This window comes from Rhizobium sullae (genome assembly GCF_025200715.1).
GTDB lineage: Bacteria > Pseudomonadota > Alphaproteobacteria > Rhizobiales > Rhizobiaceae > Rhizobium > Rhizobium sullae.
The window spans coordinates 2,707,921-2,732,019 of sequence record NZ_CP104144.1; the positions used below are offsets into that span (position 1 = coordinate 2,707,921).

A 24,099-nucleotide genomic window follows, 5' to 3' on the forward strand; every position below is an offset into this window, starting at 1 on the left:
GACCTCCCAATGCTACCGGTTGCAACCTCATTTGCACCCGGTAGCAAGCTCGATAAAATTACTTTATTGTCGACAAAAATCAAGCATCCATTCCATTTTTATTTTTTTGTGGAATATTCATTCCAATTGAGAGGAGACGGTCATGCGCAAACGGGCGACGGCGAAAGAGGTGGCGGCAGCCGCCGGCGTGTCGAAATGGACCGTCATCCGTGCGTTCACGCCCGGTGCATCCATTACGGACGCCAGCCGGCAAAAGGTTCTTCAGGCTGCCGAGGCCCTGAATTATTCGCCCAACCTGCTTGCCCGCAGCCTTGCGACGAACACTACACATCAGGTCGCCGTCTTCGTCGACGACTTCGCCAACCCGCACAAGCTTCCGGTTCTGGAGAGGTTGACCGAGCGCCTGCAGGCGGAGGGTCTATTGACCGTATTGATCAACATTAACCGCCATTTCGATCACGTTCACGCATTGATCAATGCCGACCAACGACAATTCGACGCCGTGATCCTGTTCGGCACCGCCTTTCGCGAGGAAACCCTGGGCGATCGACGGCTTGGCCCAGGTTTCCCGCCGATGTTCGTCCTTGCGAGAGACAGCCAAATCCCCGGCGTTCCCGCGATCGCTTGCAACGCCGAACTCGCTCTAAGCGAAATCGTCGACTACCTGTTCGACAAGGGATATCGCCGCCCCGGCTTTATGACGGGAGCGCGAACCCTGTCGACGGCGCTGGGAAGGCGGCATCACTACGCAAATTTCTGGCGACGGAAAGGCATCGAAGGCGTCGCAGAGTTGGTTGCGGAAAGATATAGCGCACAGGCCGGCGCCGAAGCGGCACGCACTTATTTGAGCGCCACTTCGCCCACATCGCGCATCGACGTATTGATGTGTGAAAATGACATTCTGGCGCTGGGAGCGATGGATGTCGCCCGGAGCGAATTCGGGCTTGGAGTTCCACAAAACTTGGCAATCGTCGGCTTCGACAATATCGAAGTCGGCGGGGCTCCGGCCTACGAACTGACCAGCTACGAACAGCCCACTGACGAGATGATCAACGCCATGGTCGCAATGATAACAGGCAAGCGCGACGCCGAGATGGTTGTCATGCAGGGGCGACTTGTGCCGAGGTCATCGGCATGAAGCGTCTCAAGGATCGTCCAAGAACCACCCTGCGCGCGCCACTTCCGACCAAGATCGAAGGGTGTCGGCCCAGTCGATACCGGCAAACCATCGAACCTCTCCTGTCATAGTCAAGACCTCCCTTCGTCGGCCGGACCACCGCGACATACGTCGTTCCCTGTACTAGCGCTCGACGGCGCAACCTCCCACTGGACACCTGTCGCGGCCGTCCCGCCGGGGCACCGGTCCGCAACAGGTGCTCGCAGCACAGCAGGCTTTGGGTTGCTCTCGACGGGAAGGCCCGGTCACGCCAGCCTACAACTCACACCGCAGCCACCGATACCTAGGCCGCGGGTCGGCGGCATCGACCGAGATAACATTTCTTAACATCACAAAACCCAAGTTAATGACGTCGTCTGGGACAGTGCGACCCGCGAGAGGCCGGCGCGTCGGGCTTTCACACTTGTACGCGTAGAAACTCTCTATCGGATCCCAGGAGCCAATTCGAATGTCATTGACCAAGTCCTTTTTAAGCCGTCCGCGGCGTGCCGCCATCGCTGCGGGGCTCGCAGTTGTTGCTTGCCCCCTAACCCAGGCACGCGCTGCCGACCCTTATGAGGGTGAAGACGCCGCTATCCCCGCGACAGCGAACTTCGACAAGGGACGGTTTGGTGGCATACGCCAGAAGCTTTCCGACTGGAACGTTATGGTCGGCGCCGGAGCCGTATATGCACCTAAATTCGAAGGATCGGACGAGTTCGAACTGGCCCCCATTCCTATGATCTCCGCGACCTTCGGTGATCGCGTTACGATCGATCCGGGCGGGCTCGAAGTCGATGTGCTGAAGTCCAACGGATTTAAGTTCTCGGTGAAGGGCGGTTACGAGTTGGCGGGCGGGCGCGATGAAGATGATTCCGATCACCTGAAGGGTCTGGGTGACATCGACGCCGGCGCTGTCGTCGGAGCGCAGCTCTCGTATGAAATGGGACCACTGGAATTTTATGCTTCTGTCGACAAGACAATTGGGGGCAGCGACGGTCTGGTCGGTCAGGTCGGAGCAAATGTCTCGCATCACTATGATCGTTTCATCCTTTCCGCAGGCGCTTCCGCGACATTTGCCGATGACAATCATATGGAGAGTTATTTTGGGGTAACCGCTGCACAGTCTGCAAGATCGGGATTGCGGCAATATGAGGCAAGCGCGGGACTGAAGCGTTTCGATATTGAGGCGTCGGTAACATACATGGCGACGGAACACTGGGTTATCCGTGGCCAGGCAGGTGTCGGTTTTCTGACCGGCGACGCGAAGGACAGCCCGATCGTTCAGAACGACGTACAGCCATCTGCGATGCTGCTCGTTGGTTACAAATTCTAGGGCTTGGTCCGTCGCTTCCCCCTCTTCAACGGCGGCTCACGTCGCGCAGCAGTACGAAGCGCGGCATCAACCTACGATGTGGCGGTAGCCGCCTACGAATCAGGCGTGCTCGATGCGATCGAGACCGTGCTCGTGCGGATCGACAGCACGCGACGGCGCATCGGCGACGCTACGGTCGCGGCGCGCAACTACCGCGCCTATTTTCAATGCCGCCGATCCGAACTGGAAGGCGGGTGGCGCGAGCCTCCTCGACCGCGAGTACGCCCGGCGTTCGGCGCAGTCGGCCGAGGTCTCGCCCATCGAGATCCGTCGCGACTCCCTGCGCTACTGGATCGCCCTTTACAAGCACTCGGTGGCGGCTGGAACGCGAGCGCCGCCACTCCTGGAATTCTCCAGAAAGAACCAAAAGGAAACCAGCTCTGATGCGAGCGAAGCCCCTTCTTATTGCTCTTTTCCTAAGCGTGAACCTTGTTTCCGCGTTAGAGCCTGTGCTCGCGCAACAGAACGCGGCCGCAGCGCTTACCGTCGCCGTGGCAAGGCCTGCAGAACGCCGATGGCCCGAAACGGTACCGACCAGCGGCTGGCTGAAGCCCTGGCACGAAGCGGTCGTCGCCGCGGAAATCGGCGGCCTTCGTGTGACCGATGTCCTAGTCGATGTCGGATCGGTCGTCTCGAAGGGGCAGGCCCTCGTCCGGCTTGCCGACGAGGCTGTCCGCGCAGAACTGCGTAAGGAGGGGGCCGCGCTGGCAAGTGCCAGGGCCGACCTCGCCAAGGCCAGGGCGAATGCCGGCCGGGCACGCAAGATGCAGGGAAGCGGCGCGCTTTCGGACGAGAAGATCAACGAATATCTGATCACCGAGCAGACGGCGATCGCGGGTGTCGAATCCGCGGAAGCCCTGCTGGATAGTCAGAAGATCAAGCTTGCCCAGACGACTGTCCTGGCCGCCGACGACGGGCTGATCACATCCCGCTCGGCCCAGCTCGGCGCCGTGGTCTCCTCCGGCACGGAGTTGTTCCGCCTCCTTCGCAAGCAGCGCGTCGAATGGCAGGCGGAAGTGTCTGCACGCTATTTGCCTCGCATAAAGGAAGGTCTGACCGCCACGATCGTAGGTCCTGGTGACCGACGCGTCAAAGGAACCGTTCGGCTTGTCGGACCAACGGTCAGCACCGACACCGGACGGGCGCTCGCCTATGTGGCGCTGCCGGCGGAGGCACACCCGCCCATCGGCATTTACGTCACCGGCCAGATCGAGCTTGAGACCACGGCGGCGCTCACCGTACCCGAGACGGCGCTCGTCCTGCGTGACGGCATCGCTTACGTCTTCACCGTGGATGCAGACAAGCGTGCGTCACGCGTTCGTGTGGAAACCGGCCGCCGCAATGGCAGCGAAGTGGAAATCCTCTCGGGCCTCGACCGCTCGACCGAGGTCGTGATGACGGGCAGCGCTTTCCTTTCGGACAAGGCCTTCGTCCGGGTGACGGGAGACGCGCTCGTCAAGCTAGAAGAGGGAGAATCGCGATGAACTTTTCCGCCTGGTCGATCCGCAATCCGGTTCCTGCCATACTCCTTTTCATCCTGCTTACTGTCGGCGGCCTCATCGCCTTCGACCGGCTCGCGGTGCAAAATTTTCCCGACATGGACCTGCCGACCATTCAGGTCAGCGCCACGCTCGAAGGTGCCGCGCCGGCCCAGCTCGAAACAGAAGTCGCGCGCAAGATCGAAGATAGGCTCGCCTCGCTGGGCCTTCTCGACCACATCACGACGACGGTCACGGACGGGTCGGTCTCCATCAATGTCTCGTTCCAGCTGGGAAAGGACAGCGAGGAAGCGTTGAACGAAGTGCGCAATGCCGTCGACGGCGCGAGCGGAGACCTCCCTTCCAAGATGCAGACGCCGAGCGTAACGAAGGTGACGGTGCAGGGCTCCACCCTCCTCACCTACGCGGTGCGCTCCACCCGCCTCAACGAGACGGAACTCTCCTGGTTCGTCGACAACGACATGACGAAGGCCCTGCTCGCCGTATCTGGCGTCGGCGAGGTCGGCCGGATCGGCGGCATCGAGCGTGAAGTGCATATCGACCTCAACCCGCAGCTCATGAGCGCGCTCGGTCTCAGCGCCGCGACCGTTTCCTCTCAGCTCAAATCCGTGCAGTCGGACGCCTCGGGCGGTCGAGCCGAGATCGGCGGCGGCAAGCAGGCAATTCGCACGCTCGGCGCGGTTTCCTCGATAGAGGAACTGAAGGCGCTCGAAATCCCGCTTCCGAGCGGCGAGCTCGTGCGGCTGGACGAGATCGGCACAGTAACGGACAGCTTTGCCGACAGGTCGTCGATCGCCTATCTCGATGGCGAACCCGTGATCGGTGTCGAGGTAAAACGATCTAACGGCTTTTCTGATACCGGCGTCGCGGCCGCCATCGAAGCGGCCATGCAGGACTTTGCCGCGGCCAACCCCGATGTCGAGATCGTCCAGGCCTACAGCACGGTCGGGCCGATTATCGAAAACTACGACGGCTCCATGCACATGCTCTATGAGGGTGCACTCCTGGCGGTCGTGGTGGTTTGGCTCTTCCTGCGCGACTGGCGGGCGACCTTGCTTTCGGCGGTGGCGCTGCCGCTCTCGGTCATCCCGACTTTTCTCGTGATGTACCTGGCGGATTTCAGCCTCAATACGGTGACGCTGCTTGCGCTCTCCCTCGTGGTCGGCATCCTCATCGACGATGCGATCGTCGAGATCGAGAACATCGCGCGCCACCTGCAAATGGGGAAACCGCCGAAAGAGGCTGCGCTCGAGGCAGCCGATGAAATCGGCCTTGCCGTCATCGCAACGACCTTGACGCTCGTCGCGGTCTTTCTGCCGACCGCCTTCATGAGCGGTATTCCCGGCCTGATCTTCCGTCAGTTCGGCTTGACGGCAGCCGTGGCGGTTCTCGCCTCACTGGTCGTCGCGCGCCTGCTGACGCCGATGATGGCCGCCTACATGATGAAGTCGCATCCCATCGAGTTGAGGGACGGCCGTGTCATGCGCGCCTACATGGCCTTCGTCAAAACCTGCCTGCGCTATCCTAAACTGACCATCCTCGGCGTCTGCATATTCCTCGGGCTCTCGCTCTCGACGATTACCATGCTGAGCGCCGGTTTCCTGCCGCCTTCGGACGATTCGCAGACGCAGGTCACTCTGACGCTCCAGCCCGGCAGCTCGATCGAACAAACGGACGCGATGACGCGGCGGGCAGCAGATATCGTTTCCCGCCTGCCGGACGTCACGCGCGTGTTCTCCGCCGTCGGAAGCGCCTCGTCGGGTGACCTGATCGATTCCGCCACAACCATGGATACGGCGACCACCTCGCTCGTCGTCGACCTGAAGAAGATCGGCGAACGCAGCCGCAAGCAGGCCGAGATCGAGAACGACATCCGACAGGCGCTCGCCGTTCTCCCGGGTGTCAGGATCGAGGTGGGCACTGGAGGCAACGGTACGACACTGGAAGTCACGCTCGCTAGCGACGATTCCGATGCGCTCGACCAGGCGGCGGGCGCACTCGAAGAACAGCTGCGCAGCCTTCAGGGCATCGGCGCGGTGACCTCCAGCGCCTCCCTGCAGGCCCCGGAAGTCCAGATCGTCCCGGACCTCGACAGCGTCGCGGCCCTCGGTGTCACGGCAGAAGCGATTTCCGAGGCGGTTCGCGTGGCCACGAGCGGAGACTACTCCTCCTCGCTCGCCAAGCTCAACCTGCCGCAGCGCCAGCTTCCCATCCGCGTCCGGCTCGATCCCGGCGACCGGACGACGCTCGAGGACATCGCCAATCTTCGCGTTGCCGGTGCCAGGGGTAGCGTCGATCTCGGTTCGGTGGCCGAGATCCGTATCGGCGGCAGCCCGTCGGAGATCAGCCGCATCGATCGTTCGCGAAACGTCACCCTGACGGTCGAGCTCAACGGCCGCATCCTTGGCGAGGTCTATAGCGAGGCACGGGCGCTGCCTGCCTTTCAGAGGCTTCCCGACGGGGTCAAGCTCGTCGAGCAGGGCGAACTGGAGCGCAGCTCCGAGCTTTTCAACAATTTCGCCATCGCAATGGCGATCGGCGTCTTCTGCATCTACGCCGTTCTGGTTCTACTCTTCCACGACTTCCTCCAGCCGCTGACGATCCTCATGGCGCTTCCGCTTTCGCTTGGCGGCGCGCTGCTGCCGCTGGTGCTGACCGGAACCAGCTTCTCCATGCCCGTGCTGATCGGCCTGCTCATGCTGATGGGCGTGGCGACGAAGAATTCGATCCTGCTGGTCGAGTACGCAATCATGTCGCGTCGCGCCGGCCTCTCGCGGTTCGACGCGCTGGTCGACGCCTGCCACAAGCGCGCCCGCCCGATTGTCATGACGACTATCGCCATGGGCGGCGGCATGCTTCCCGTGGCTTTGAGCCTCAGTGGCGGCGATGCAAGCTTCCGTCAACCGATGGCAATCGTCGTCATCGGCGGCCTGATGACTTCCACCGTCCTCAGCCTCGTCGTTATCCCCGTCATATTCACGTTCGTTGACGACTTCCTGCTGCTTTTAAAGCGGATGTTCCGTCTTGAACCGTTGTCCCCTCGCAAAGGAGCACGTGATGTCCTCAGTACGCCTGCCTAACGACCGCTCTCCTTGCCGATTTTCCATAGCGCTGATCTTTATCGCGGCGGTTTTTTCCAATGAACCCGTCCAAGCCGAAGAAATTCTCGCTGGCGTCATAGCCGACGGCAAACCGTGGGAGATGTACGTCGTCAAACGAAGGGTTTCGAACATACTTGCGTTTCGACCGGATGGTGGCGGAACGATCAGCGACAGCGCGGTGAGCATAAACGCGATGTGGAGGGCTGTTCCGGAGGGGATTTGCATAAGGCCACAACCTGGAGGGGACGAAAGATGCCTTCAATTAACGCGAACCAAAACCGGTATTGCGGCTTCTCAGAACGGCAGGACCATCTGGGTGCTGAAGCGGTAAATTTTGGATTTTGCGATTGAAGATGGAACAGCCCATGTCACAGTTGGTAGTCAACACTCTATCAAACCGTGGGCGAATAGCTGAAGTGTGCTGACCTGACGGGATCCCCGTCTTGCTTTGGCAGAACCGCCATCCACGGCGATGAACCGCGCCAGCGTCAGTACGATCAACCGGACCGTATTCGTACGCGGGTAGCCGCTCTCCATGGCTATCGGTGAATAGTTTTGCCACGCGGGCGGCTTCAATCTTGGAAAGGCGCCTTCCATTTTGTGCAACTACGCAGGTGGCAACGCACTTCGGAAATGATGAACGCGCAGCGTGGGTGTCTTTGCCAACGCACTGATCAAATTAGGCAATGGCTTGTTCTTCAACCGCTGAGTTGAGTTCCGACGAGCTTTCGCGAAGCACATTCGTGGCAGATGTGGACGGGCAAACGCCGGTTTAAACGCAGCGGATGTTTGCTCGAAGGAGTCTGTCGTGGAACCGCAGCAACAAAATTAAACACAATTGTTGCTGACAACCATACTGTGAAACGGGCTTACTAATAATCGGATCCCGACACAAATGGCCAAGCCTATGAATAACATCGTGTACAACGTTCCTACTCAAGCTTCATCCCGAATCCTCGTCGTCGAGGACGATCGGGATATCGCGAGCATGCTGATCGACCTGATGACGGAGGCAGGTTACGCCGCCGAGGCAGTCGGATCGTCGATTGAAATGGACCGCGTACTAAAAAAGAAGGACTTCCACCTTATCGTCCTGGATGGAATGCTGCCAGGTGAGGACGGTTTCAGCATATGCAGGAGAATCAGGTCGTTTGATACAATACCCATCCTCATGCTTACCGCGCGAACGAAAGAGATAGACAGGGTCGTTGGATTGGAATTGGGCGCCGACGACTATGTCACAAAACCGTTTAAATCCAGGGAACTTTTGGCGAGAATAAAGGCGCTTCTGCGCCGATCGTCGTATTCCGTACAAGTCAAGCCAAAGCAGGAACCGATGACGTTTGCGGGCTGGCGGATTGATCCGGTCACCCGAGAATTGACTGACCGTGACGGTTTTCATGTGTCGCTCACGACGGCGGAGTTTGATGTGCTGCTGGTGTTTTGCCAGAATCCTCGAAAGGTAATGAACCGCCAGGAAATACTTGCCCTCACCCACGCAGGCTCTGCGGGACCTGTTGAACGCAGCATTGATGTGCACGTCAGTCGTGTCCGGCAGAAAATCGAACCGAATTATAAGGATCCGACATTCATCAAAACTGTGCGCCTGGGCGGGTATATCTTCACTCCAGAGGTTGCGATAGCACCATGATTGATCGCTTCCGCAAGGCGTCCATACGAACACAATTCATGGTGTTCGCATCTATTCCTGTTCCGTTGATGGTTATCTGCATTATTGCGATTCTACCTGAGCCGTTCATTTTCCAAAATGAAAAAATGCTTATGGTCAAAGGCGCTCAAATCGAGCTGCTTGTGAATCAAGTCAGAAGCGCCAGAAATGACGCCGAAGTCGAGCATCTGGTGAGAACAAGCGCATCCAGCGGTCTCGAATTGAAGATCCTGCCATGGAGCGATGTCAGTAGCGAAGGGGCGCGTCAAACGGATGACCATCTCATCCCGGATGAGCTTCAGGACTTCCTGCCTGCCGATATTGAAGCGGTAGTCCTTGAAAACACTTCGGATGGCGAGGGACACAGTACACTTGCGGTGCGCCTTGACGCGCTGCGTGCTCTCGTCATCGGGTTCACCGGTGCCGATGTTTCGCCCTCATCTTTCAGCGCAGTCGTCGAGTTCATCGCCAAAGCCAACATCCTGATGCTGCCGATGCTCCTCCTGGTGCTCTATATAAGTCGCATGATCACGTCGCCTCTCGTTCGCTTTGCCGACGCGGCAAAGAGACTGCGCCTCGACGGTAACGAGGGAGAACAGTTCACGGCCGAAGGCGCCAAGGAACTTCGCACGCTTGCGACGGCGCTCAACAACATGCGTCACCGTATTCGCAAAATGGTCGATGATCGAACACGAATGCTGACGGCCGTGAGCCACGATCTAAGGACGCCTCTGACACGGCTGCGAATGCGCGTCGAACGCTCGAAGGATCCCACGTCAAGGGAAGCGATGCTGGCGGATATCGACAACCTTACCACGATGATTGAGGAAAGCCTTCAGTATTTAAGCAGCACTGCGACAGTAGAGCCGCTTCGAAAGGTTGATATTTCCAGTCTTCTGCGGACCATCGCGTCGGAATTTTGTGATCTCGGGCATAACGTAATTTACTGCGGACCAGAGCGGTTTGGATATTTGTGCCAACAAAAGGCTCTCATACGCGCTATCACCAACATTGCGGAGAACGCGGTAAGGTTCGGCACGAAGGTAGCTGTCGAATTGCGCAATAGTCCGCAAGGTGGAGCGGTCATCATTGTGAGCGACAACGGCCCCGGCCTTGAAGAAGGGCTCCACGGTAAAGTCCTGGAGCCGTTCTTCAAGGTTGACGAGGCCCGGTCACTAAATTCCAACAGCGGTTTTGGACTGGGGCTTTCGATTGCGGATGAAATCGTAAAAGGTCACGGTGGCTCGCTGTTACTTGAGGACATATTGCCGCATGGTCTGCGAGTGACGATACAATTGCCGCCGGCTCAGGTTGTTCAACACCAAAGCAGCATGGCGTCCGCTGCCAAAGGAGAAGCACTCGATCGAAAGGCTTTCGCCAAGGAGAGGTAGTCGACCATATGAGCGGTTCGATCGCAAAATTCCTCCCACATCCATTGGGCCAGATCACATAGACGCCAGTGTACGACGCCATCGAGATAGGGCGTTAGGCCGGGCTTAAAGGCTTGCGCTGAGGCCGTGCGCTGATCGTCGTTCAACAACGACGGCTTGCCTTGACCTTGGCCGTTGGCCAAACCGCGCGCGCTGAAGCGCACCACCCAGTCACGCACGAACTGCAGGGTCACGCTGCCCAGCCGGCCAGCATCTTCGCGTGAACCACCATCATAGATCGACGCAACCGCCAGGAGCGCCGCGCCTGCCTGGCATCTTTTGTTTGTCGGTCCAGAAGACGCAGCCTGTCCCCATCAAAGTCTGCCCGTAAAGAAACTGCTGACCCCATCGCAAACCTCCTGCTTGCGCCATCGATTCAGATTGGTCGCCTTTTGGGAATCTGGAGCGTCAACATCAAAGAGGTTTGGTATCGGTCATTCCCTTGGTCACCACAGCATAACTTAACATGTCTTAAAACACAGAAACACGTCTTCCGCCTATCTGGGTAAGCGAAACTTCAGCCCTCAGGAGCAAGCCATATGTGTGTTCTACATCCGAGCCAAGCGGTTGACAGGCTGCTGATAACAATTGACCTCAGTAGCGCCTTCCTCGCCTCGCTTCTGGGGATGTCTCTTCCTGTCCTGCCGTCCTATGTTCTTCTCCCAGCAATCGAAGTGAGAGCATCAGGCGTCGCTGACCTTGTTTTGCGATGTGTCTCTTGGTCCATACATCGTCGACATCTGGATCGAGATCCGGTGGTGGTTTAGCGAGATGGACGACCGCTACGACTCGGCACCAGAAGCCGCGGGCACGGCTAGAGGGCGGCTAACTTTTGAGGCAGACCAGTGAACAATGTTTCGCTTTCCACTGTCCAACTCACCCGCATCAACATCCTTCGAAGTCTCGCATTCTTGTATTTTTGGGGTGTTTGTATCAGTCAGTCGTCTTGGCCGAGCGATGGCTTGGCTCACACGATTTTGGCTTCGACAGGTCTCGTCGCAACATTTGTAGCAATCTTTGGACGTATGTGGTCGACACTGTACGTGGGCGGAAGGAAAAGTGCCACCTTGGTCATGGACGGACCATATTCTGTCACGCGCAATCCACTCTACTTCTTCAGTCTGGTGGGGATCGCTGGTATCGGGGCGCAAACGGGCAGTATCTTGGCGATGCTAATTTTCGTCGCGACAGCATTCGTCGTCTTTGCGGCAACCGTCGCCCAGGAAGAGAAATTCCTGCGGGAACGTTTTGGGACAGTCTTTCAAGATTATTTGGCTTCAACACCAAGGCTGCTTCCCAAGCCTTCCCTCTGGCGCGACACGAACGAATTGGAAATAAAACCCCGAATCTTTCTCAGGACGCTACGAGATGGTTGTATTTTCCTTATTCCGTGGCCGCTCTTTGAGCTCATCGAAGCCGGACAAAGCAATGGAGTCCTGCCAGTTCTTGTTCGTCTGCCTTTCTGAAAAGGCGCTGGCAAGCCCGAAGGTTTGACAACTGAGTTTAATTGAAAGGGATCGATCTAAGGACCGGTATTCCAGCTGACTTAGGGTTCGATAGCGACCCGGTGTCGCGTACCTCCTAGGGCATTCACGATCTTCGCAAAGCAGCTCCTTGCCGTCGTCTATCTCGGACGAATTGGCCCCAATTGGTCCGGGGTAAACTGGCCGGGCTCAGCCCAAGTCCGGTCAGTTCAACCATTAATCTTCAAGAAGACTTTTATGTAGACCACGCGCGATCGGGAGGCTTGGCCATCTGCCCATGCAACGCCGCCGTCAAACGACAAGAGATCGAGGCGGCGATGGTTGAAGCCCCCATCCGACCATCGATGCGGTTCATGGGGAGAAAACGTGCAGCGGCGTATGAGGCCTGCCCTTCGATCTTCCGGGTAAATGTGCTCCCGGCGCGGAGCACAGGCTTATTGCGTCACAGGCATAGCGAACTGACCGTGGCAACACATGAGGTGGCTGCTCTTCTGCAATGGGATGTCGGTCGCGGACGAGCAACAACTCTTAGTAATACAAAATCCACAGCAATGACGATCCTGAATTAATTCAGCAGATATGATCCAGAGCGAAGATTACAATGAATTACAAAAGCTACCTTATGCCGCGGAATTTCACCATAAGACTATGGAACGCGCAAACAGAACTCGCGGATGTCTGCTGTGTGGCAGGTAGAGACGTGGATGTCTCCTGCGAACAGTCGCCCGGCGTAAGGCGATAGACATGCATCGTCTAATTGCCATCTTCATGCTGGCTTTCCTTGCTGGCTGCATGGCGCCGGACCGTATTGCCTATGGGCCGAAGGCTGCCGCGACCGCCAATATCGAGGGGTTTGGCGATATCCGTATCTATGCGGATACGAGCCGGAATCTGCCCGAGGCGCATGCGTGGCTGCCCATCCCGAGACACAAGGAAATCAACTACCTCGTTTTGTCGGGCGGCGGCGCCGGAGGCGCGTTTAGCGTTGGGGCGCTGAAGGCCTGGTCGGATAGGGGACAGCGGCCCGAATTTGACATCGTCAGCGGCGTCAGCACGGGTGCGCTGATTGCGCCTTACGCCTTTCTTGGCTCGGCCTATGACAACATCCTCGTCGACCTGTACACAAGCGGCGTTGCCAAGGAGTTGGTCGATGCAGATTTCCTGCCTCAGGGTCTGTTGGGCGCAAGCCTCCTAAAGCAGAAGCCGCTTCGAACGATGGTCGAACGGTACCTGACGCTGGACGTACTGGCGAAAATCGCCACAGAGCATCGCAAGGGACGGCGCCTACTTGTTTTGACCTCGAACCTCGATTCCCAAAGAGCGGTGATCTGGAACATGGGCGCCATCGCCGACAGCAGCCGGCCCGACGCGCTACAACTTTTCCGAGACATTATCATCGCCTCGGCAAGCATCCCCGGCCTTTATCCAGCGGTGCTCATCAAAGCAAAATCAAGCGATCAGTCGTTCGAGGAAATGCACTCCGACGGGGGGTCGGCCTCCCAAATCCTGACGATTCCGGAGGGATGGATGGCCAATTCGGACAGGGTCGAGTGGCCCAAGGGCGTGAAGCTAAACATGTACATTATCATCAACAACGCGCTGATGTCTGAATTTTCAACCACCACGAACAACACCTTTACAGTCATGGCCAGGGCGAATTCCTCCCTCATCAAGGCACAGACACGAAGCGCGCTGGTGGCGACTTACGTCTATGCCCAAAAGAACGGCATTCGGTTCCGTGTGGCCTCGATCGATACGCAGGTCGCCTACAGCATGACCGATCCATTCAACACCAATTACATGCGGGCGGTCTACAACCTCGGATACGCAAAAATGGCAAGCGACAGCCTGTGGAAAGACAGGCCTTCGTTCACCGACACGCTCACAGCCACACAGGCAGCACAGTGGCGATAGCCGCATCGCCTTTCCCTCACCCAACAGGAGAACAAAATGTTACATCCTCGACTTGGCTTGGCAGGCATTCAGCCGTGTCATCGACTGATCGCGCCCGCTCTCCTTGCTTTGTCGCTTGGTGGGTGCGCGGCTGTGCCACTCGAACGGGCAAATTCGCTGACATCCTACGACAGTTTGACATCGAACAACGGGCGATTGACGAAGGCAAATTATCGGGTCGCTTCAACCGATCTTGTATCAACCAAAACGATTTACATTGAGCCAACGAAGGTTTCAGGCGGTGCTGCACTATCCATCAAGAAATCTTCCGATCAAGCCTTGGTCGCGAATGTAATCAGCCGCGCCCTCTGCCTTGGCGTCAGCGATCGTTTCGTGGTTGTGGAGCGGAAAGAGGATGCGGACCTGGTCGTTAACGCAACCATCACCCGCATCGCGCCGACCAATGCCACGGTGGCCGCCCTCTCGACTGCAACGTCGCTCGGAGCCAACTTCGTCGTTCCGGTGCCCGTCCCGAGGCTGCCCATGGGGCTTGGAGGTCTTTCCGTAGAGGCCGAGGCAACCACAAGGGAAGGCAAGCAAGTGGGCGCGATGGTATGGGCAAAGGGAGCGAACTTCGTGACCACCAGTGCGCGCGTTTCACAGATTGGGGACGCCTATTCGCTTGCGGCAAGCTTCGGCAGTGATTTTTCCAAGATGCTCGTCACCGGCAAGACACCCTTCAAGGGCCTCCCAAAAATTCCGTCTGGACAGAGAATCAAGTCCGGTCTTGGTGGAAAGCCGAAATACCCTGCTTGCGAGAAATTTGGCCGGTCGCCCGGTCTGGTGGACTTCGCGGCCTCTCAGGTCGGGATGCCACCGTCCTGGACCGACAAACAGCGTCCGGCCCAGGGCCAATAGAAAGGAACCGACGAGCAAATGTTTCAAGTCGCCGAGGACCGCGTCGAACTGCCGCTCGACACGTTCGGATCATCAAGGTTGGAGTCAATGTACGAGAACGCTTCCGCACCATGATCCAGAAAATGCTTATCCCGAAACGGCTAACGGCGTTTCAAGTCGTCTGCGTGCACGACCTCGGGCGCAAACCGCCCTCGTTCGTCCGCTTCCATCAACTCGTTGCTGACGTTGCGGATATGGCGCGCCATGGCCTTGTAGGCGGCGTCAGGATTGCGAAGGCGCAGCGCTGTCAGGATTGCATGGTGATCGCCGATCCAGAGCGGGCGCACGCTTGGCGCATGGATATGCTCATGCAGTTTTTTCCACATCAGCGACTCGTCGCGCTGAACCCAAAGCGCCTCGACGATTGAAACGATGATGGCATTTCCGGTCATGCGGGCGATCGTCATATGGAAATCGCGGTCGCCCTTTTCGTTATTCAGGGTGACATCGGTCTCATGCTCCATCTGAGCGATACAGTCTTCGAGCACGGCAATGTCGTAATTCGTGGCGCGTTCGGCCGCCATGGCGGCGGCACTCGCCTCAACTGCAAGCCGGGCTTCCAGAAGCTCGAACGGGCCGGGGCCGGCATCCGCGCTGATCTTGTCGAAGTTGACCTGGTTGCCGCGAACCGGCAGGACGACGATGCCGGCCCTGCCCTTGACCTCGACGAGACCGCGCATCTCCAGAGCAATGACCGCCTCGCGCACGACGGGGCGGCTCACTTCGAGTTGTTCAGCAAGCTCGCGCTCTGAAGGCATGCGCCAGTCCGGGTTCTTGGCGTTTGCCTCGATCATGCGCGCAATACGGCGTGCAACGATCTGATAAAGCCGCTGTTCCCCCTGAAGCCGAAGCGCTGGTACGGCTGCCCCCATGATACCTCCTTGCGGCGCCACCCTTAAGACGGGGGGCGCATTTCTGTTGGCGCTCAGGCGCTGGCTGCCATACGCCGCTCTTCGTCAGGAAGCCACGAGTGGTAAAGCGGGTGTTCGGCGGTGATCGGCAGCGGCGTCGGCTTGCCGGTGCGCTGCGAATGATAGGCAGCCGTCACCAGTTCCAGCGAATTACGCGCGTCCTGCAGCGTCACCGGTGGCTCCTTGTCCTCGATGATCGCCTGATGGAAGAGCTCGAACTGGCGGGTATACCCGTCTTCCTTTACTTGATAGCCTGCGAGCGCTTCGTCGACGCGTTTCTGGTGTTCTTCGGTTCCCGCAATGAAGGTCCACGGATCGCGACCCATCGTATAAGGTTCGAGAATGCTTTCGGCGACGAGATCATGGAAGCAAAAGCGCAGGCGCGAGATTTCCTTGCGCGAGCCGAGCGTCATGGAAAGGGCCGCCAGCGAGCCGTTCCGCATCTTGACCGCAAGCGCCATCGTATCTTCGACTTCGATCTTATTGACCAGCGTCGCGCCAAAGGCAAAGACTTCGGCGCAGGCGCCGTGCACATAGTTCAGCATGTCGTGCGCATGGATCGCGTGGCCAAGCAGGCCGCCGCCGAGTTCGCTCTTCCACTTTCCGCGCCACGGGACTTCGTAATAGGCAGGCCCGCGCCACCAATGGGTCTCGATCGTCGTCATGAAGGGGCGCCCGGTCAGTCCAAGTTCGATCAGCATCTTCAGTTTCTGAAGACCAGAGCCGTAGCGATACTGGAAGATCGGCATAAGTTTCTTGCCGCCGGAACGCGCGACAATGCGGCCCATCTCGTCGACGTCGGCGATTGAGCCGAAGAGCGGCTTTTCGCAGATCACGTGTTTTCCGGATTCGATACCCTTCTTGCAGAGCTCAAAGTGGGAATCCGGCGGCGTCGAAATATCGATGATGTCGAGATCGTTCCGCGCAAAGAGTTCATCGACGTTCTGCGTATATTCCGCAATGCCGTGCGTCGCGCAAAGTTCGCGGCCGCGATCCTGGTCCAGCGAGCAAAGCACCGGCACGTCGAAAAGATCCTTGTTCCAGTCGTAGCCGATGAGATGGCGGGAAGCGATGCCCGCGCCGATCACGCCGACGCGCAATTTCTTCGTCATGATATCTCCTCCTATCGTCCGCCGAGCCGGACGGCCTTGGCCTGCGCTTCGAGTGATAGGCGGCAGACCTCGTAGACATGCGTTTGAGTCATCGCCGTTTCCGTGCGGTCGCGCACGTCCGCGGTGAATGCTTCAAAATAGTCGAGCTTCTCGCTGCTGCAATCGATGTAGGTGTTTTCCTTGCCATTCACGAGGAACAGGTGATCCTTGCCAGGGCGGCCGGAAATGTCGATGTACTTGCGGAGCTCTATGTAGCCTTCGGTGCCGAGAATGGTCAGTCGGCCGTCACCCCAGGTCGGCAGCGCCTCGGGCGTGAACCAGTCGACGCGCACATAGCCGGAAGCCTTATCGGAGCGAAGCAGCACTTCGCCGAAATCCTGAAACGCCGGCTTTTCCGGCATACCGAAATTGCCGATCGAGCTTGCGACCACCTCGCCGCTCGTCGAGCCGGTATAGAAGAGAAACTGGTCGACCTGATGCGAGGCGATGTCGACGATAATGCCGCCGAAGGCTTCGGGATCGAAAAACCAGTCCGGCCGCGTCGGCAGCTGCAGCCGGTGCGGCCCCATGCCAAGCGTCTGGATGACCTTGCCGATCGCACCTTCCTTGACGAGTTTGGCCGCTTTGACCGCGGAGCGAACGCAATGACGCTCGGAAAAGCAGATCGAGAAAATCTTGCCCGTTTCGGCTACCGTCTTCTTGACCGCCTCCAACTGCTCGAACGTCGTGACGCCCGGCTTGTCCGTCATCACGTCCTTGCCGGCTCTCATCGCGCGGATCGCGAGGTCGGCGCGATCGCGCGGAATGGCGGAGATGCAAATGACGTCGATGGACGGATCGGCGAAAATCGCCTCGCGATCGATTTGCGGTGTCTCCGGATAAGTCTTCTTGAAATTTTCGAGCAGCGCCGGAACGGAGGTCTTCGGGCAATAGCCGGCAAATTCTCCTCCCGCCGCGAGCAATCCTTTAACGTGATCGAACGTGTGCCCATGGTCGATCCCGACAACGGCAAATCTCAGCATTTTAATGTCTTCCTCCTGCAAAAAGCCGCGGGAGCAGCGGCACTCATCTCCTTGTAATTGGTCAAACCAGATACTCAAAGCTCGGACCTGTCAAGGACGTTTTTGTGACGAAATCGCGACAAAATGTGCCACTTCTGCCGTATTTCGGCCGGCCGAAAATCTTTCAGTTTAGCGGTTGACAAACTGGTAAGACCAGACATGTTTATCGCAGATCGCCACCCGGGCGGGAGGCTCGGCCGCGATCGCTGGAGGAGCTGAATATGAAACTCACCCGCATTGGCTTATGGGCGGCGTCAACGCTACTTACGGCCACGGCGCCGATGGGTATTGTCCAGGCGCAGGAAATCACCGTTTATTGCGACGATATCGGCTTCGGCTGCCTGACGATGGATCCTGTCGTCAAACGATTCGAAACCGAGAATCCAGGCGTCAAGGTCAAGCTGGAGACTGTTCCCTACCAGTCGCTTGTCGAAAGCCTGCCGGTACAGCTCGAATCCGGCGAGGGTCCGGATGCTGCGATCATCACCGACCTCGGTGGTTTGAGCCGCTACTATCTCGACCTGACACCCTATGTGAACGCGGCGAATTTCGAGAAGGAATACAGCCAGACGCTGCAGTGGCTGCGCGGTTCCGATCCGACGAGCAAGGCGATCAACGGCATGCCGACGACGCTCACCGTCAATGGCGCCTATGTCAATCTCACCTTATTCGAGCAGGCCGGCGTTCCGGTTCCCAAGGAAGGCGCTACCTGGGCTGAATGGGCGGAAGCCGCGCGCAACGTGGCCAAGGCCACCAATACCGAATTCGCCATGGAGATGGACCGTTCCGGCCATCGCTTTGCGAGCCTTGCCATCAGTTACGGTGCAGAACTGGTCGATGACCAGGGCAAACCTGTTATCGACAAGGGCTTGAAAGATGCCGTTGAACAGTTCGTCGCCTGGCACAAGGACGGGACAATGCCGATGGATCTCTGGGGAGCGGTCGGCGGTGCGACGCATCGCGAACTCTTCACAGACTTCCTGAATGCCAAGACCGTGCTTTATTTCGGCGGCTCCTGGACGCTGAGCCAGATGGATAAGGAGGTCGGCGACCTCTTCGACTGGGAAGTGGCACCTGCGCCCTGCGGGCCTTCATCCTGCACGGTCATGCCCGGCGGTGGGGCGCTCGTCGGCTTCAAGCACACCAAACAGCCGGAAGCCGTAGGCAAGCTGATCGACTATATCGCCCAGTCCAAGAACAATGCGGAAATCGTCTCGGCAGCCGTCGAAATCCCGGCATCTAAATCACTGATCGAGGGCGGCGTGCAATATCCGGGTGCTTCGCAGCGAACGCAGGAATCGCTTTCGACCTACATCGCCCAGATCCCAAAAATGGCGCCGGCAGCATACCGCTTCCAGGGCTGGCGTTATCAGCGTGCCATGATGAACGCACTGACGACGCGCATCAGCCAGGTCCTGAACAGCGAACTGGAGGTCGATGCAGCACTTGATCGTGTCAGGCAAGACGTCGAACTCGCCATCAAGGCGGCTGGCCAATAGACAGACGGATCCGGAAGGAGAGCGGTATGGGCATAAGGGCTCGACTTGCAGCAATTGCCGGTGGCATCATCCTGCTGCCGGCAAGGCTCGCGGAGCCTTTGATGGCGGGACTGCAGAAAATCCTCGGCATCAAGCGTATGCCCTGGGTCTTTCTTTTGCCGAACCTCCTCGCCGTCATGCTCTTCTCTCTCCTTCCGGTCGCAATCAACGTCTTCTATTCGGTGACCGGCAGCGACCGGCTCTATCCGAGCGAGCGGCCCTTCGTCGGCGTGGTCAATTACGAAACGCTCTTCGACTGCACCAACTATCTCGATGCATCCACCTGCTCGAGTGATCTGTTCTGGCGGGCGCTCGCCAACAGCCTCGTCTTCGTTCCCGTCCAGGTCACCTTCATGATCGGCATCGCGCTGGTTGCGGCTGTCTGCCTCAACCGCGAGATCCGCGGCCGCGGCTTCTTCCGCGCCATCTTCTTCTTTCCGGTCATGCTCTCACCTGTCGTCGTGGCCCTGACCTGGCAGTGGATCCTGCAGCGCAACGGCGCGCTGAACGGCGTTCTGACCTGGCTCGGCGTTTCGCCCGTTAACTGGCTGGTGTTTCCAAATACGGCCTTCTTCTGGTCGGTCTTCGTCACCGTCTGGGCACATATGGGCTTCTATACGATTATCCTGCTTGCCGGCCTGCAGTCGATCCCGCGCGATGTCTACGAGGCCGCCAAGATGGATTCTGCCACGAACTGGCGTGTCTTCACACGCATCACGCTGCCGCTTCTAAAGCCGGTCCTGCTCGTCGTTTTCGTGCTCTGCGTCATCCGCTCGGTCCAGACCTTCGACGAACTGTACGTGTTGACAGGCGGCGGTCCCGGATCTGCGACGATGCTGATCGTCCAATATATCTACGAAGTCGGTTTCGCCGTGCAGCCTCGCAATTTCGGCCTTGCGGCCGCAGCCTCCCTGCTGCTCGGCGTCGTGCTCTTGATCTTCACCGGCCTGCAGCTCCGATTGTCGAGGAATTCGCAAAATGGCTGACGTCGCCTTGTCCAAATCCGGATCTTCCATGCGCGGCCTCCTGTCTGCCCGGCGCGGCCGCAACAGGCTCGATGTTTCCGATTGGCTGACCTATGGCTTCCTCGTTCTTGGCCTGCTGATCATGTTCACGCCGGTCGCCTGGGTCGTTCTGTCTTCTTTCAAGACGCAAGCCAATCTGCAGGAATTCCCGCCGAGCATTCTGCCGTATTCCAGCGAAACAGCCATGGTTGGAGGTTTCGACCAGCCGCTGCCGCTCTTCGATGTAACCTTAAAGGACGGCACGAAGGCTAGGCTTGCGCAAATCCGCCGTGTCGGCAGGAATGCGCAGATGATCGATCCGGAAAATCCCGGCGCCGGCCGTGTCACCGTCGCCGTGACCGACGCGGTCGCCGTGCGCAAGGTGCGGCTTGCGACCGAGAACTACACCAACCTGGTCGCAAGCTCCGGCCAGGCGATGGGCCGCTATGTCTATAACAGCCTTTTTATCACGACTGTCGCGACCATCATTACGCTGGTGATGAATTCCATGGCCGCCTTTGCGCTTTCAAAGTACCGCTTTGCAGGCAGCAGCGTCGCCTTGATCTCGATCCTGTCGACGCTGATGATCCCTGCGACCGTCGTTCTCGTGCCGACCTATCTCATCGTTGCCGAGCTTGGACTTGTCGGAAATCTCTGGGGCGTCATTTTGCCGACCGTCGCGACGCCGACCGGCGTCTTTTTGCTGCGCCAGTACATGCTGACGATCCCCGATGAACTAATCGAAGCAGCACGCATGGATCATGCGAGCGAGTGGCGCATCTTCTGGAGGATCGTCCTGCCGCTTTCCAGCCCGGCGCTTGCCGTTGTCGCGATCTTTTCGATCCTGTCGCGCTGGAACGATTTCCTGCTGCCCTTGATCGTTCTCAATCGCCGCGAGGTCTATACGCTGCAGCTGGCGCTCAACTCTTTCCAGAGCGAGTTCGAGATCCGCTACGATCTGCTGCTCGCCATGACGACCTTGACGGCGCTGCCGCTTGCCTGCGCCTTCATTTTCCTGCAGCGCTACATCACCGTCGGCGTCGCATCCACGGGTATCAAGTGAGTTTCGTTCATGGCCAACCTCGTCCTTGAAAATATCAACAAATCCTTCGGCCCGCTGCAGGTGATCCCCGATATCAATCTCGATATCAAGGATGGCGAGTTTGTCGTCTTCGTCGGCCCGTCCGGTTGCGGAAAGTCGACGCTGCTCAGAATGATCGCAGGGCTCGAAGAGGCAACAGGCGGCGACATCCGCATCGATGGCGAAAGCGTCATCGACACGCCGGCCGCCGATCGCGGCGTCGCCATGGTTTTCCAGTCCTATGCGCTTTACCCGCACATGACGGTTCGCCAGAATCTGAGCTTCGGTCTTGAGAATATCCGGATGCCGAAGGACGAGATCGTTCGGCGGGTTGAAGCAGCCGGCAAGCTTTTGCAGATCGACACGCTGCTTGAGCGACGCCCCCGCCAGCTGTCCGGCGGTCAGCGTCAGCGCGTCGCAATTGGCCGCGCCATCACCCGCGACCCGAAGATATTCCTCTTCGACGAGCCACTTTCCAACCTCGATGCGGAATTGCGGGTGCTGATGCGCGTCGAGATCACCAAGCTGCACGAGCGGCTCGGCAATACGATGATCTATGTGACGCATGACCAGATCGAGGCGATGACGATGGCCGACAAGATCGTTGTCCTGCGCAAGGGGGCGATCGAGCAGGTCGGCGCGCCGCTTGATCTTTATAATCGCCCGCACAACACCTTCGTCGCGGGCTTCATCGGCTCGCCGCGCATGAACCTCATCGAAGGCGCAATCGGCGCTTCGATCAATGGGAGGCTCGCCTTCGAAAGCGCCGGCCTGCCGCCGCTGGAACTGACATCCGGAGCCGAGCTTGTGGCCGGACAGAAAGCGACGCTCGGTGTACGGCCCGAAGATTTCCTTGCCGGCGAAAGGGGCTGGCCCGCCGAGGTCGCCGTTGCCGAACAGCACGGCGCCAACAGCTACCTGCATTGCACCCTTCCGAGCGGCGAGCCTATCCTGGTCCACCAGCAAGGCCAGAGCCGGGTCGCGCGCGGCGATGTCCTGAACATTGCGCCCCGTTCCGGCCATTGGCATCTGTTCGATGAAAAAGGCCTGCGGATCAAAACGGATTGATCCCGCCGGGACAATTCTCCGACTGAACGCTTAATGTCCGTCCGGTGGAACGGCGTCCGGCGTGATCGTGTCCCTGAGGTTCTTCCGGTGGAAGATGAAAAGCCCTGCAACGACGATGATCGCCGCACCGACGAGGATCTGCATGTCAGGCACATCATCGAAAAAGATCATGCCAAGCACGATCGCCCATAACAGCAGGGTGTATTGCAGCGGCGCCAGCAGCGAGGCGGGCGCAAGCTTCAGCGAGCGGGTGATCAGCAGATGGGCGCAGGACGCGACGACGCCGAGAAGCAGCATGCCGGAATAATCGAGAAGTGTTGCCTGACGCCACTGGCCGATACTGAGGACGATCCCGGCGATAAGAGCGGCGATCGTCTGCCAGGTGACCAGCGTGGTGTCACTTGTCGAGCGCAGATAACGGTTCATCACCAGCGTTAGCGCGAAGGCGAAGCTACCCGTCAGACCAAAAAGAGACGGCAGGGACAACATTGCAGACGATGGACGGAGCGCAACGATGACACCAGCAAATCCGACGAAAACCGCAAGCCACCGGCGCCAGCCGATCCTCTCGCCGAGGAAGAAGTGGGAAAGCGCGGCGACATAGATCGGACCTGCCATGTAGAAGGTCATGACGTCTGCAAGCGGCAAATAGGAAACCGCGGCATAAAACAGGCTGACGTCGCAGGTCGTCATTGCGACGCGCATCACCTGCAGCCTCTTCTGCTCGACGATGAAGAGCTGCCGCGTCCCTTGCCGGATTATCATCGGACCGAGCACGATGAAAGCCCCGACCGAGCGGATCACCAGCACCTGGCCGACAGTGAAACTCGCAACCAGCCATTTGCCCATCGCGTCGTTGAGCGCAAAGAGGAAATCGCCGAGCAGCATCAACAAGACGCCCGTCAGGATCACGTTCGAACTGACGGCAACGGCGCTGAGCTTCATCTTGACATTCCTTGCAACACCCGCCGGACAAGGGGCCGTGTGCGGCTTCTGCTTTAACAGCACCGATGTCAAGCTCAGGATGAGGCTTTGCAGGTTGTTAGCGGCGCGATTCTAGCGCCATGCGAACAGCAAGTCCTCCAAGCACGGTTGCCATTAGCATGCGCTGCGCCCGCATCCAGACCGGCCGCTCGCCGAGAAAGAGTGCAATGGTTCCGGCAGAAAGGGCGATCAGTGCGTTGACGCTGACGCTGATTGCGATTTGCGTAAAACCGAAAACGATCGATTGCAGAAAGACGCTTCCGACCTGCGGGTTTACGAATTGCGGCAGCAGCGAGAGATAAAGGATGGCGATCTTCGGGTTGAGCAAGCTGGTGACGAAGCCCATGGCGAAGAGCTTGAGATTGGTATCGCGCGGCAGGTCGCGAACCTGAAAGGCTGAGCGACCGCTGGGCTTTAATGCATTCCAGGCAAGCCAGGCAAGATAGGCCGCGCCTGCCAGCCGAAGCGCATCATAAGCGAGCGGCACGGCGAAGACCATTGCCGTGATGCCGAGCGCTGCCGATAGCATGTAGACCACGAAACCGAGTGCCACGCCGCCAAGCGAGATCAATCCGGCGGTCCCTGGCAGATCGAGCGCGATACGAGATAGATCATGTTCGGGCCGGGCGTCAGCACCATGCCGAGAGCGATCAGGGCAATGGCAAGCAGACCTGGAAGTTCGGGCATGGCGGATCTCCGGCTCGATCACCTACTGATGAAGGAGCCCCTGACACGCCGCAAGAGTGGAATTGTGAGGATGGCAATTTCGAGCGGCA

The 24,099-nt window shown here is 58.6% G+C and carries 17 protein-coding genes and 1 pseudogene; 13 read left to right on the top strand and 5 right to left on the bottom strand.

All coding sequences use genetic code 11. From position 1 onward, the window contains the following. The first annotated feature begins 142 nt into the window (after nt 1-142). The 9 genes from N2599_RS33855 to N2599_RS33895 all read left to right on the top strand — a co-directional run bounded on the left by N2599_RS33855 (nt 143) and on the right by N2599_RS33895 (nt 14,525). The gene (locus N2599_RS33855) at nt 143-1,138 is read left to right on the top strand and encodes a LacI family DNA-binding transcriptional regulator (protein ID WP_027511521.1); all 996 of its coding nucleotides are present in this window, start codon (nt 143-145) and stop codon (nt 1,136-1,138) included. 487 nt (nt 1,139-1,625) lie between these two features. Next, a complete protein-coding gene (locus tag N2599_RS33860; RefSeq protein WP_027511522.1) occupies nt 1,626-2,492 on the top strand; it encodes a MipA/OmpV family protein in 867 nt (288 codons plus the stop codon). 422 nt (nt 2,493-2,914) lie between these two features. Then, nucleotides 2,915-4,015: an efflux RND transporter periplasmic adaptor subunit gene (locus N2599_RS33865; protein WP_037142709.1), complete on the top strand. Its 1,101-nt coding sequence runs from the start codon at nt 2,915-2,917 to the stop codon at nt 4,013-4,015. Beyond that, on the top strand, nt 4,012-7,110 hold the full coding sequence (locus tag N2599_RS33870; protein WP_051336686.1) for an efflux RND transporter permease subunit: 3,099 nt from the start codon (nt 4,012-4,014) through the stop codon (nt 7,108-7,110). Before N2599_RS33865 ends, N2599_RS33870 begins: the two co-directional genes overlap by 4 nt. 916 nt (nt 7,111-8,026) lie before the next feature. Next, entirely contained in the window at nt 8,027-8,782 is a 756-nt protein-coding gene (locus tag N2599_RS33875) for a response regulator (RefSeq protein WP_037142712.1), read from the top strand. Continuing rightward, complete coding sequence (locus tag N2599_RS33880; protein ID WP_027511526.1) at nt 8,779-10,191, top strand: sensor histidine kinase; 1,413 nt, start codon at nt 8,779-8,781, stop codon at nt 10,189-10,191. The genes N2599_RS33875 and N2599_RS33880 overlap by 4 nt, the downstream gene beginning before the upstream one ends. An 884-nt stretch (nt 10,192-11,075) precedes the next feature. Beyond that, nucleotides 11,076-11,696 carry a methyltransferase family protein gene (locus N2599_RS33885; protein ID WP_027511527.1) on the top strand — a complete coding sequence of 207 codons (621 nt, stop codon included), beginning with the start codon at nt 11,076-11,078 and terminating at the stop codon, nt 11,694-11,696. A 762-nt stretch (nt 11,697-12,458) separates the two neighbouring features. After that, entirely contained in the window at nt 12,459-13,628 is a 1,170-nt protein-coding gene (locus N2599_RS33890) for a patatin-like phospholipase family protein (RefSeq protein ID WP_027511528.1), read from the top strand. A 195-nt stretch (nt 13,629-13,823) separates the two neighbouring features. Continuing rightward, entirely contained in the window at nt 13,824-14,525 is a 702-nt protein-coding gene (locus N2599_RS33895) for a DUF3313 domain-containing protein (protein WP_311319503.1), read from the top strand. Between the two features lie 140 nt (nt 14,526-14,665). Here N2599_RS33895 and N2599_RS33900 read toward each other — a convergent pair whose 3' ends face one another. From N2599_RS33900 to N2599_RS33910, 3 genes are read right to left on the bottom strand one after another with little or no spacing between them, the layout of a single operon-like run. After that, a complete protein-coding gene (locus tag N2599_RS33900; RefSeq protein WP_027511530.1) occupies nt 14,666-15,436 on the bottom strand; it encodes a FadR/GntR family transcriptional regulator in 771 nt (256 codons plus the stop codon). A gap of 53 nt (nt 15,437-15,489) precedes the next feature. After that, the gene (locus N2599_RS33905) at nt 15,490-16,587 is read right to left on the bottom strand and encodes a Gfo/Idh/MocA family protein (RefSeq protein WP_027511531.1); all 1,098 of its coding nucleotides are present in this window, start codon (nt 16,585-16,587) and stop codon (nt 15,490-15,492) included. Between the two features lie 11 nt (nt 16,588-16,598). Next, nucleotides 16,599-17,609 (bottom strand): Gfo/Idh/MocA family protein, encoded by a 1,011-nt coding sequence (locus tag N2599_RS33910; protein WP_027511532.1) that lies wholly within the window; start codon nt 17,607-17,609, stop codon nt 16,599-16,601. 260 nt (nt 17,610-17,869) lie between these two features. On the opposite strand from N2599_RS33910, the gene N2599_RS33915 reads away from it, so the two are divergent. The 4 genes from N2599_RS33915 to N2599_RS33930 are packed head-to-tail and all read left to right on the top strand — an operon-like array spanning nt 17,870 to nt 22,339. After that, on the top strand, nt 17,870-19,147 hold the full coding sequence (locus N2599_RS33915; RefSeq protein WP_027511533.1) for an ABC transporter substrate-binding protein: 1,278 nt from the start codon (nt 17,870-17,872) through the stop codon (nt 19,145-19,147). A 26-nt stretch (nt 19,148-19,173) separates the two neighbouring features. After that, nucleotides 19,174-20,172 (top strand): carbohydrate ABC transporter permease, encoded by a 999-nt coding sequence (locus tag N2599_RS33920; protein WP_084606544.1) that lies wholly within the window; start codon nt 19,174-19,176, stop codon nt 20,170-20,172. After that, on the top strand, nt 20,165-21,253 hold the full coding sequence (locus N2599_RS33925; RefSeq protein WP_027511535.1) for a carbohydrate ABC transporter permease: 1,089 nt from the start codon (nt 20,165-20,167) through the stop codon (nt 21,251-21,253). Before N2599_RS33920 ends, N2599_RS33925 begins: the two co-directional genes overlap by 8 nt. Nucleotides 21,254-21,262: 9 nt before the next feature. Continuing rightward, the gene (locus N2599_RS33930) at nt 21,263-22,339 is read left to right on the top strand and encodes an ABC transporter ATP-binding protein (protein ID WP_027511536.1); all 1,077 of its coding nucleotides are present in this window, start codon (nt 21,263-21,265) and stop codon (nt 22,337-22,339) included. Between the two features lie 30 nt (nt 22,340-22,369). On the opposite strand, the gene N2599_RS33935 is transcribed toward N2599_RS33930, so the two are convergent. Together N2599_RS33935 and N2599_RS33940 are read right to left on the bottom strand one after the other, a co-directional pair. Continuing rightward, a complete protein-coding gene (locus N2599_RS33935; RefSeq protein WP_027511537.1) occupies nt 22,370-23,284 on the bottom strand; it encodes a DMT family transporter in 915 nt (304 codons plus the stop codon). A 97-nt stretch (nt 23,285-23,381) separates the two neighbouring features. Continuing rightward, nucleotides 23,382-24,010 (bottom strand): annotated as a pseudogene (locus N2599_RS33940) (LysE family translocator). Nucleotides 24,011-24,099 lie beyond the last annotated feature (89 nt).

Coding starts and splice junctions, on each gene's coding strand:
- N2599_RS33855 (WP_027511521.1), top strand. CDS start 143: ATGCGCAAACGGGCGACGGCGAAAGAGGTGGCGGCAGCCGCCGGCGTG.
- N2599_RS33860 (WP_027511522.1), top strand. CDS start 1,626: ATGTCATTGACCAAGTCCTTTTTAAGCCGTCCGCGGCGTGCCGCCATC.
- N2599_RS33865 (WP_037142709.1), top strand. CDS start 2,915: ATGCGAGCGAAGCCCCTTCTTATTGCTCTTTTCCTAAGCGTGAACCTT.
- N2599_RS33870 (WP_051336686.1), top strand. CDS start 4,012: ATGAACTTTTCCGCCTGGTCGATCCGCAATCCGGTTCCTGCCATACTC.
- N2599_RS33875 (WP_037142712.1), top strand. CDS start 8,027: ATGGCCAAGCCTATGAATAACATCGTGTACAACGTTCCTACTCAAGCT.
- N2599_RS33880 (WP_027511526.1), top strand. CDS start 8,779: ATGATTGATCGCTTCCGCAAGGCGTCCATACGAACACAATTCATGGTG.
- N2599_RS33890 (WP_027511528.1), top strand. CDS start 12,459: ATGCATCGTCTAATTGCCATCTTCATGCTGGCTTTCCTTGCTGGCTGC.
- N2599_RS33900 (WP_027511530.1), bottom strand. CDS start 15,436: ATGGGGGCAGCCGTACCAGCGCTTCGGCTTCAGGGGGAACAGCGGCTT.
- N2599_RS33905 (WP_027511531.1), bottom strand. CDS start 16,587: ATGACGAAGAAATTGCGCGTCGGCGTGATCGGCGCGGGCATCGCTTCC.
- N2599_RS33910 (WP_027511532.1), bottom strand. CDS start 17,609: ATGCTGAGATTTGCCGTTGTCGGGATCGACCATGGGCACACGTTCGAT.
- N2599_RS33915 (WP_027511533.1), top strand. CDS start 17,870: ATGAAACTCACCCGCATTGGCTTATGGGCGGCGTCAACGCTACTTACG.
- N2599_RS33920 (WP_084606544.1), top strand. CDS start 19,174: ATGGGCATAAGGGCTCGACTTGCAGCAATTGCCGGTGGCATCATCCTG.
- N2599_RS33925 (WP_027511535.1), top strand. CDS start 20,165: ATGGCTGACGTCGCCTTGTCCAAATCCGGATCTTCCATGCGCGGCCTC.
- N2599_RS33930 (WP_027511536.1), top strand. CDS start 21,263: ATGGCCAACCTCGTCCTTGAAAATATCAACAAATCCTTCGGCCCGCTG.
- N2599_RS33935 (WP_027511537.1), bottom strand. CDS start 23,284: ATGAAGCTCAGCGCCGTTGCCGTCAGTTCGAACGTGATCCTGACGGGC.